Source organism: Flavobacterium sp. UBA6195, from assembly GCF_002422095.1.
Taxonomy (GTDB): Bacteria; Bacteroidota; Bacteroidia; order Flavobacteriales; family Flavobacteriaceae; genus Flavobacterium.
Genome location: NZ_DITB01000104.1, coordinates 1 through 10,018 on the forward strand (window position 1 = coordinate 1; position 10,018 = coordinate 10,018).

9 protein-coding genes are annotated in these 10,018 nt (G+C 30.5%); 3 read left to right on the top strand and 6 right to left on the bottom strand.

The window, feature by feature from the left end; translation table 11 throughout:
- Positions 1-835: 835 nt before the first annotated feature.
- The 6 genes from B4I81_RS09465 to B4I81_RS09490 form a co-directional block, all read right to left on the bottom strand.
- Positions 836-1,600 carry a nucleotidyl transferase AbiEii/AbiGii toxin family protein gene (locus B4I81_RS09465; RefSeq protein ID WP_291110025.1) on the bottom strand — a complete coding sequence of 255 codons (765 nt, stop codon included), beginning with the start codon at positions 1,598-1,600 and terminating at the stop codon, positions 836-838.
- Positions 1,594-2,583: a MarR family transcriptional regulator gene (locus tag B4I81_RS09470; protein ID WP_291110026.1), complete on the bottom strand. Its 990-nt coding sequence runs from the start codon at positions 2,581-2,583 to the stop codon at positions 1,594-1,596. Before B4I81_RS09470 ends, B4I81_RS09465 begins: the two co-directional genes overlap by 7 nt.
- Before the next feature lie 92 nt (positions 2,584-2,675).
- Positions 2,676-3,434 carry a metallophosphoesterase gene (locus tag B4I81_RS09475; protein WP_291110028.1) on the bottom strand — a complete coding sequence of 253 codons (759 nt, stop codon included), beginning with the start codon at positions 3,432-3,434 and terminating at the stop codon, positions 2,676-2,678.
- Between the two features lie 37 nt (positions 3,435-3,471).
- The gene (locus B4I81_RS09480; RefSeq protein ID WP_291110031.1) at positions 3,472-4,932 is read right to left on the bottom strand and encodes a hypothetical protein; all 1,461 of its coding nucleotides are present in this window, start codon (positions 4,930-4,932) and stop codon (positions 3,472-3,474) included.
- Between the two features lie 33 nt (positions 4,933-4,965).
- A complete protein-coding gene (locus B4I81_RS09485) occupies positions 4,966-5,097 on the bottom strand; it encodes a hypothetical protein (protein WP_291110033.1) in 132 nt (43 codons plus the stop codon).
- Between the two features lie 5 nt (positions 5,098-5,102).
- A complete protein-coding gene (locus B4I81_RS09490) occupies positions 5,103-6,155 on the bottom strand; it encodes a hypothetical protein (RefSeq protein ID WP_291110035.1) in 1,053 nt (350 codons plus the stop codon).
- 236 nt (positions 6,156-6,391) lie between these two features.
- Here B4I81_RS09490 and B4I81_RS09495 point away from each other — a divergent pair, with 236 nt between their 5' ends.
- The 3 genes from B4I81_RS09495 to B4I81_RS09505 all read left to right on the top strand — a co-directional run.
- Complete coding sequence (locus B4I81_RS09495; protein WP_291110037.1) at positions 6,392-7,027, top strand: DUF6577 family protein; 636 nt, start codon at positions 6,392-6,394, stop codon at positions 7,025-7,027.
- Entirely contained in the window at positions 7,020-9,029 is a 2,010-nt protein-coding gene (mads2, locus tag B4I81_RS09500; protein WP_291110040.1) for a methylation-associated defense system DNA methyltransferase MAD2, read from the top strand. The genes B4I81_RS09495 and mads2 overlap by 8 nt, the downstream gene beginning before the upstream one ends.
- 5 nt (positions 9,030-9,034) lie before the next feature.
- Positions 9,035-10,018 (top strand): restriction endonuclease subunit S (locus B4I81_RS09505; protein WP_291110042.1); only part of this gene is annotated, 984 nt, incomplete at its 3' end.

Below are 10,018 nucleotides of genomic sequence, written 5' to 3' on the forward strand. Positions count from 1 at the left end.
TTTTTATCGGACATTAATGATTTTAAAATACAAATTAAAAAAATAGATTAAAAAAATAAAATACCTACAAATAGGTATTTTATTTTTTATGTTAAAATCAAAAAAACATGAACTTAAATTATATTTTTGAAAAATAAGATTTGATAAAAACAGTCTAATTAAATACTCAATTCTAGTCCAAATTGAACACCTAAATTTTAGGGTAAATTAGCCATTAAAAACAGTTACTTTTTTTCATGTTGTTAGCCCATACATTCATACAAGAAATATGGATTATGGCAAACAAAGTAACGGATATGAGTTAATAACCCTTATAACTTTCAGGGGGACTGCGTGGGGTGTTGGGAATGAATTATAAGTTTTATTATGTAATAATAGCTTGGGAGTGGTTTTTGTGTGTTTTTAGCGTTTGTTTTTTGGATTGGGTGTAAGTGGATAAAAAAAGGCGGACTGTGCGCGAGGGGTTGGGAAAACAGGGAGCCTTTTTTTATTGACTTACTTTGGGGAAAACAAGTGCTAAAAACACACAAAATACCACTTGTGCGGTGGGGAGCGTTGGACTGGGTGGGCGCAAATAACTTAGCGAAGCGTTCCTATTTAAAACAAAGAAAACAAGAAAGCCATTTGCTTACTTTTTAGACCCGATGGGAGTGATACCGTGTTTAGCGGACAGCGGGTATATGGAAACCAAGAATGCCCAAGCCATTCGCTTCTAATTATTATTGTAGTTAAACAATTACTCAGATTATGCATTAGCAATATAGAGTAGGGTATGGGTTGCTTTTAATACCTTTTCATTAAATTTATAAAGATGTAAGGAATGAATATCACATTCCTATAAATTAAAAGCTTTTCTCAACATTTGGTATAATTCTTCAACATTTACATTACCAGCACCCATTTCTTTAAATATTTGTTTGTCTGGGAGGTCTGTTTTAACTGTTTCAGCGAAATCAATAATGTCTTTTTTAATGTTGTCAGGAGGTGTAAAATTATCTTCAGGTGTTAGGAATAACATTAAACGGAACACATCTAGTTTATGCTTACGTAATTGTCTGTCGTCAATTTTTTCTCCGTTTTCTTTTCTTGTTTTATAATCTAGAAAAGCTTTTGCTTTTAATGCAATTAAAGCTTCTGTATTAGCTAAATGCACTCCCATTTCCAACTGACTGTTTTGGGTTGTGTAATTGTAATAGTCGTCATTCATTAAAATTGCCGATAAGCTGGAAATTTCTGTATCTACTGGAATAGGTGTTAAATGAGCTTCTTCTTTTAAATCTAACAAGTCGGGAATTCTTGAAAATAATTCTATTTGAAAAGGATAATTGTCATTTTCAGGTTTTAAAAAACGATAGTATTTTCTATCCTCTTCACTTTTTTCTTTAACTTCATAATTACCTGTTTTTATAAATTCCCAGAAGTGTTTTACAAATTCAGGGCTTAAAGCTTCTATGACTAAAATGATGTCAATGTCTTTTGTTGCTCTTGGTGTTAAGCCTTCTCTGTTGATTATTATATCACAGGCTGTTCCTCCAATAATTACATAATTGTTGCTATATTCTTTGAAGTGCTCCTTAAAAATTTCTAAACCTCTTACCATATATATTTTTCTATTATTTGGTCTAATGCCATGTCTATTCTTTCGTCTGTAAATTTATCTTTTAAGCTTAAGTACAATGATAATGGATCTACATTATCTTTTTTAGAAATGCCATCAGCAAGTAGTTTTGGATTGTATTTCCATACTTCTAACGCATAAAAACCGTTTTCTTCGTTGAGATTCAATAATTTATTGTTTTTCTCTAATTCGTAAAACTGATTTTTCTCTATAGCATAATGTTCTTTGTTTCCTGGATTCATATTGCTGTATTCTTCCAATGCTGTTACATTGCATTTGTAAAGACCTTCTGGCTTTCCATCTACATAAACCGTTTTAAGCACTGGATTTACCAATTTGGACTCTATCTCTTTCCATAATTTTGGTATATCTTTTTCTAATTCTATTCGTTTTTCTTTTGTTCCCATTACATTGGCTAATAATAAGTTTTTAAGGTTATTTATTGCTTTTGTAATGGCCATTTGAGAATATCCGGTTTTTTCCGCTAATTCTTTGAAACTGTAATTGCTAATATTGTCGTCTTTGTGGAGTATGTGATATAATAAAATTAACTGTGCTGAAGGTAGCAGGCTGAACGATTTATCAAAACTTTTTGCTTTTTTGAACTCTCGGATATCTACATACATTTCTGCTAGGTACATCTGTTTTCCAGGAACTATGAAATTAATTCTTTGTTCTATGAGTCTTTTTCTTGTGACTGCAGAAATATCATCTAATACGACAATAATTTTTTTATCCAGTGCTTGTTGGATTGCTATAACCTGTTTTCGTAGTTGCGTGGCTTCATAAACATCTTCCTTATTTACCTTCATTAAAAGGTATTTGTCTTCAAAATAATTGGTTTCGTAAAAGTTGTATTTATTGGTGTACACATAAGGAAGCTTATTTAAGCTTTCTTTTGCTACTTGTTTGCATTTGAGTTCAATGCCCAATATTTGCTTGAAATAATCTTCTACATTACGCATAATAAATCTGTTTTATGACAATAAACCTAATTGGTTTATTGTGCAAATATAGGTTTATTATACTAAATATCAATTAAATATGTAAAAATTATTTAAACTGTTATGTGTTTACAATCTGAATATCCTTGATTCTCACCGTATTTAACATAACCCAACTGATTTGTATGCATCATTGTTTTTCCAATTGAAAAATCAGCCCTATTATAATGATGGTGCCCAAAAATCCAATGATCTATTTTACTGTTTTCTATCAAGGCAGCTTGTTCAGAAGCAAAAGCAGTATTAATTTTACTATCGCTATATTTTGGTGGATAGTTAAAAAAAGTAGGGACATGATGTGATACTACAATTACCTGTTTATCAGATTCTTGTTTGAGTTCTTTTTTTAAAAAGGTTATGCTTTCTTCATGTAACTGATTGTAATCGTCCGTTAGAAAAGCAGATTTATTAGGTTTGATTACTTTAAAATCTGATAATGCGTTTTGAATTAGCCATTGTTTGTCGGGAGGGATTGCAGACCATAGGGTAGTGGCTATCAGTTTTACATTTTCAATTTCTTTGACCGTGTTATTGACCAAAAAAACATTGTCACGAATTTTGATATCTACAGTTCCAAATTTATCCGTACGTTCATAGTAATAGTATTCATGGTTTCCTGGAATCCAGAAGGTGAACTTAAAATTCTTTGATACATAATCGAAGAAGTCTTCATGTAAATCCATTAGTGCAAATGGTACAATATCACCTGCCAAAATAAGAATATCCCCTACAGGAACAATATGGTTTTCCAATATAAACTTTTTGTTTTCTGGGAATTCAAGGTGTAAATCGGAGCAGTATTGAATTTTCATTTTGAAAGCTGATTTAGTTAATGACCTAAAATTAAATTTAACCAATATTTAGATTAAAACGAATACCTGAAAATTGATTTATTGAAATTAATTTAACTGAATTACCTGTAGCAACCAAAGAATTGATAACACTTGAAGAAGGGTGATCATCCCTATTGCCAATTCCATAATTTATAAAATTTGTAACCTTTTTTGGAATTACGGAATGTAATATACCATTACTGTTTTTTTCGGAACCATGATGCGGAATTTGGAATAGCCAATAATCATTCCAATGATTTCTGTAATGATTCATAAACTCATTTACTTGAGTCTGAGTAAGCAAAAATGAATCTGAGGTTAGAAGTACATTTGGATAAATAAAATTATTTGTGGGATTATTATCATAATAATATGGAAACGGATATGTGTTATGAAAGTTTTGTGTTTCTACTCTTGAACCGTCAGAAGAAATAAATTTTTGTATATGAGTTATTCCATTTATTACAAAATGATTCAACATATCGTAGTAATGACGTCTAAAGGTATCTACAGGACAACCAACAAAAAGAAAAATTCCATCAAGGTTTTTGTGTAAAAGAGATAGTGCAGTAGTGTTTAAATCAACAATGTCTATACCTTTAAATTTTTCAAACCCATCTACTTCTTTAGCTTCTTTAAATATATCTTTAATCTTTGTTCCGGAATCTATTTTCTTTACCTCGGATATAATTTCATCCAAATGATTAACTTCATCAATGTTGGAATCAATTGAAAATTTCTCAAAAAATAATTCTTTTACTTTGTCATAGAATTTTTCTTCATCCTTACCAACAGTCCTTCTGTAAAATAAAAACTCCATTAGCTTGATGTAGTTGGCAGATATTATACTTCCTTTTTCGGAATCCTTAATTTTAAATATTTTTAATTCAGATTTGGATGTTAAATAGTGTTCTGTAAATGGTTCTTTATTGTCAAAAGAAAAGTCAAATCTCTCTTCATTGTTATTGTTTGGTCCTGATTCTTGTGATTCAAATGAACCATTTTTAGTTAAAGGAATTGGTTCATCTGGTCCATTTTCAATTAGAAAAATTTCTGAATCTCCATCAAGATTTTCATTCATTGCTCCTAATGGGTCGATTACAAATCTTATAAAGAAATCATCATCTGGATTAAAACCGTCATTTAAATCAATGAATTTTGCAACAAGGAAAAGTCTTTCTGAAAAAGAAATAAAAGGCATTGCTAGCTTTTTAACTTTAATTCCATCAGCTAATAATCTGCCAATATGATTAACATGATCTTGGTCAAAATGAGATATAACCAATAAATCCAAAACTTTTTTGCCCAAAAAATCTGCATCCCGATACAACTCAACTTCTTCTTGACCAGCACCAGCTGTAATGCTACCACAGTCAAAAACCATTCGGAATTTAACTTGGTTATTATGTGTTATTTTACCACTATAAAATAAGCCTTGTCCTACAGGATGTATTGTGAATTCTTGATTAAATGACATGTTTGTAAATTTATTTCTATTATGGAATTATTTCTATTTATTTTTTTTAGAATTAATTTTCTTTTTTACAAAAATTGCTGATACAATTGTTATTGCAGTTGCTATAACAGCTTGAACAACTTTACCGGCATCTGCACCGTTTTGTGATTTACTTCCTTTGAACATAGTTTTTATTGATTTAATTTTATGATATAATCTGAGTTTTTGATTTTTTGAAATTCTGGTATTTGATTGATTTTTGATTGAATTGAAGTCATTGCTACACCCCAGTTTATATTTGTATGCCATTCGGACAGACATTCAATAGTTTTTGGTTTTTTTAAAAAATTAATGACATCTCTATAATCTGCTAATGATTGAATCATACCGCTTGGCTCACCTAATTCCTGTTTTACAGCCATAATTACTTGGGTAGCCCTTTGAATATAGAACATATTAGTTGCAATGTCATTTCCAATGCCTTCGTTAGCTTCTTTGTATTTCCAGGATGTTAAGCTTCCAAAAAAAGAAGGCCAAAAGCCAGTAGGTTTATTTGAAATCAGATTTACCTTGGTTTTTAAGCTTTCAATTAATTGGGACCTCCCTTCTGTTAGTTTGCTTAATGCATTTGTTAATATGTTTTTTTTAGTATCATAATCGTTAGTTTGTAGTGCTATTAAATAATCACTATATCCAGATTGTATTTTACCAATTCTATCATTATTGAACTCTTGAACTATCAATGTTAGTTGTTCTTCAAAACGTTCTAGCATTTTTGTTATCCCTGACAATTGTTGCATTACTGCAATATTTTGGAGTGATGTAGATATATTATTCCATTTTTCAATATCAGCCGCTTCAGATACATCTTTAATTCGCAATTGAGCTGCTATTGAATTAGTCTTATTATCTCTTACAAACGCTACTAATTCATCAGAGGCTTTAGTGCTTTTTACAAAAGATAATTCGCCTGATTTGATTTTTTCTAAAATCCCTTTTGGGAATACGACTTCAAATTTATGACCAGGTTGATTAAGGCTCGCTGCTAAGTTTGCAAATGCAGGAAATGATTTTAAAGAATCTATTATTTTATCAAAATAAATGTTATTCTTGTTTAGAGAATAATCATTAAGGTTTTTAAAAATTGTGGAATTTGGATTTTTTAAGTCATTACTACCCAATTTAGTTATATCCGCAGATTGCTTTATTGGATGTTTTCTTATTTCAATACTTAAATCGCTCATTGTTAATTTATAAATTGATTCTTACTAAACGAGTATTTTATTAGAGTACAATAATAATCAAAATATTGGCATTTTAAAAATATATTTGCCAAAGTTTTGAAATTAAAAAGATTTGATTATATTTGATATTTCTTACTCTTTTTATGAGAAACAACGAATTAGTAATAGCTATAAAAAAACAGTTTTCAACACAAACCATTATCACTTCAAAGGAATTGGTTTTGTTTCTCTCTTCCTTGTTTCCAGAATTATCAAATAAAACTATTCCATGGAAAATCAATCAATTAAAAGCTGAAAATTTAATTTATCAGACAGGAAGAGGAGTGTATACTTTTGATTTTAAACCAGAATTTAATCCTGAAGTCAGTTTAAAATCTAAGCGAGTATACAATAAAACAAAATCATTTATTTCTTCTGAATTAGTTGTTTGGGACACTGAAATGCTTGATTTAATTATTGAACGAGAGAATGAAAAGCGTACTACTTTTTTATCTATTCAGAAAGATGAACTAAACGATTTGTTTGATCAAATGCAGTCGTTGAGTAAGCCAGTTTATTTAGAGCCGAATCATGAAATTATTCAACGCTATATTCTTCCACAAAATGATGTGATTTTATTATATCCTTTAATTTCGGAAACCCCATTGCAACTTAATGGTGATTATATTGTGCCTACCCTAGAAGGTGTTTTAGTAAATGCTTGGTTGCTCTCTGAAAATTATTTAAAGCCCTTAGGATATACAATTGAAGAAATTTTTAAAAATGCTTTTGAAAAATACAATGTAAATAAAAATAAGCTTCTACGCTATGCAGCAAGAAGAGACCAACGAAAAGAAATTGAACAACTTATACAAAAAATAAATAATGAATAACGAAACTGCTACCCAAGAAGAAATAATATTAGACGATAATCAAGTATTATGTTTATTGACTTCTGAAGCTAAGAAAGCTACCAGTGCCGAAGTGAATCTTCAATCGGTTGTTCGTATGCTTAACGAAGAATATGGTTTTGATTTGGATGATATGGAACGTGATTTTAAAATTGAGTTTATTGATCCAGATACAGGAAAAGCAAAAAAACAGAAAGTAGAATTAGTTGTTTTTGAAAAAGGGACAACTCATATACAAGATAATATCATTCGAATTTGTGTAGTTCAGGATGATAAAGTAAAAGAAACTGACTCTAAAAAAGGATTAACAGCTACTCTTGAAAATGCTATGGCAGCTATTGAAAGTTGTCATTTTGGATTGTGGGCTAACGGATCTAGTTATCATTTTTTACAAAAGGAAGAAGATGAAATTGGTTATGATTTTGAGTTTACCGACTTATCTGATTTTCCAGGTGAAGGAGAAACTTTGGCCGATATTGACAGAGCAGATCGTTCTTACAGTAGAAAACCAGCTAATGACTCGTTAATCAAGGTATTTAAAAGAGCTCATGATTATATTTATGGAAATGAGGGAAGAAAAAAAGATGCTTTTTGGCAATTGCTAAACCTAATCTTTTGTAAACTCTATGATGAAAAGCGAAGATTTATTGAAACGGATGTTAGTTATCGAAGAGAATTTTGGGTTGGAGTAAAAGAGCAAAATACAGAAGCAGGAAGAAAAGCAGTTGCTGATAGAATTAAAGCAATTTTCCAAAAGTTAAAAGAAAATTCCATGTTTTCGGAGGTTTTTACTGGAAATGAAGGCATTGAATTAACTGACAAAGGAGTTGCTTTTATTGCGGGTGAGTTAGCTAAATATTCTTTTTTGGATGCATCTATTGATGTGAAAGGTATGGCTTATGAGACTATTGTAAGTAATACTTTGAAACAAGAAGCGGGACAGTTTTTTACTCCTAGAAATATTGTAAAAGCGATGGTTGAAATGTTGAATCCAACTGAGAAACATCGTGTTTTGGACCCAGCTTGTGGTTCGGGAGGATTTATTGTAATGGTGTTGGACCATGTTAGAAAACAAATTACCCAAGAGTTGTTTCCAAATTTAGAAGGTCCTTTATTGATGGCTAAATATAATTCACTTGAGGTAAATGAACGTGTAAAAGAATATGCTGAAAACAGCATTTTTGGTTTTGATTTTGACCCAGATTTGAAAAAGGCTGCGCGAATGAATATGGTCATGGCTGGTGATGGGCATGCCAATGTTTTTCATGTTAACTCCCTTGCTTATCCAAAATGGGATCATCCAGAAGAGATTGTTAAAATTGAAAAAGCTATTAGTCGAAGTCTAGATGTTATGGGTGATATCGAAGACCGCTATTATAAAGACGCTCGAGGTACCTTTGATATGATCTTTACGAATCCTCCTTTTGGTGCCAAAGTTAAAGTTGAAAAAGAAGTAGCGGAACGTTATGAGCTTTCCAAATTTAGTGATGCTCCTGAGGTATTATTTATAGAGGCGTGTTATGACTTTTTGAAACCTGGCGGAAAAATGGCTATTGTATTGCCTGATGGTATTTTAGGAAATCCAAATATGCTAAAGGTTAGGGAATGGATTCTTAATAAATTTAAAATATTAGCCTCTGTGGATTTGGCTGTTGAAGCCTTTTTACCTCAGGTTGGTGTACAAGCCTCTTTATTGTTTTTAGAAAAGAAAACTGAGTTATCGAGACAGTTGGCGCAGGAAAGTGATGAAGATTATGAAGTTTTTATGGCTATAGCTGAAAAACTTGGAAAAGATAGAAGAGGTAACCCTATTTACCTTAGAGATGATGATGGTGCAGAATTGCTTTTTGAAACTCTAACTGAATATTTGTTGACAAGAAAAGACGGAACAAGTGAAGTGAAAAGTAGAAAAGAGAAAGTTAAACAATTGGATGATGATTTACCTATCATAACAGAAGCATACCATAAATTTTGTAATTCTTAAATTTTATGAAGTTATTAAATATAAAAAATAGTTGGTTTTCTGAAAGTGATTTAAGACTCGATGCTTCTTATCACTTAAGTGATGGTCCAGTAACAAAATTAAAATTAAAAAAATCTCCATATAAAGTATCAAAACTATCATCAGAAATTGAGGATATTTTTAAAGGAAATATTTTTAAACGATGTTATGTTTCTAATATAGAATTTGGTTATCCTTTCATGACAGCTTCTGATATGATGAAATCAGATATCAGAAGTGGAAAATTTATTTCTAAAAAGTACACAAAAACATCAAATTTATTTTTAAAAAGAGGATGGATTTTAGTCTCAAGATCTGGAACATTAGGAAATACTGTATATACTAATTCAAATTTTGAAGATGTAATTGGTACTGATGATTTGATTCGAATTATTCCAAATAATAAGAATGTTTTAAGTGGTTTTATGTATGCTTATTTGGCTTCAAAATTTGGATATGGATTACTGACACAATCAGGATACGGTGGTGTAATACAGCATATTGAACCTCATCACTTAGAAAATTTACCCATACCAGTTTTACCGATTGATAAACAAAAGAGAATAAATAGTTTAATAATTGATGCTTCCAATTTACGTGTAGAAGCAAATGAGTTATTAGATAATGCAAAAAAAATATTTAGAGAATATGAAGACCTAAAAGGGGATAAAGTATTTAAAATAAGCAAAAGTAAATTGACTGATAGTTGGTTAGTTAGAAATAATCGCCCTGAAATTTATGAATATGAAAAAAAGGTTTTAAAAAAAGGTTATCGACAACTTAGTTTCTTTGCTGAGTCTGTTTTTGCTCCTCCAATGTTTAAACATATTTACTTAGAAAAGAATAATGGATACCCATTTTTTAATGGTGCTGAAATATCAAAATCTAGGAGATTCACAAATAGGTATTTATCGATTCGCGGTGTAAATAATATAGATGATTATATAGTGCAAATTCCAGTGATATTGACC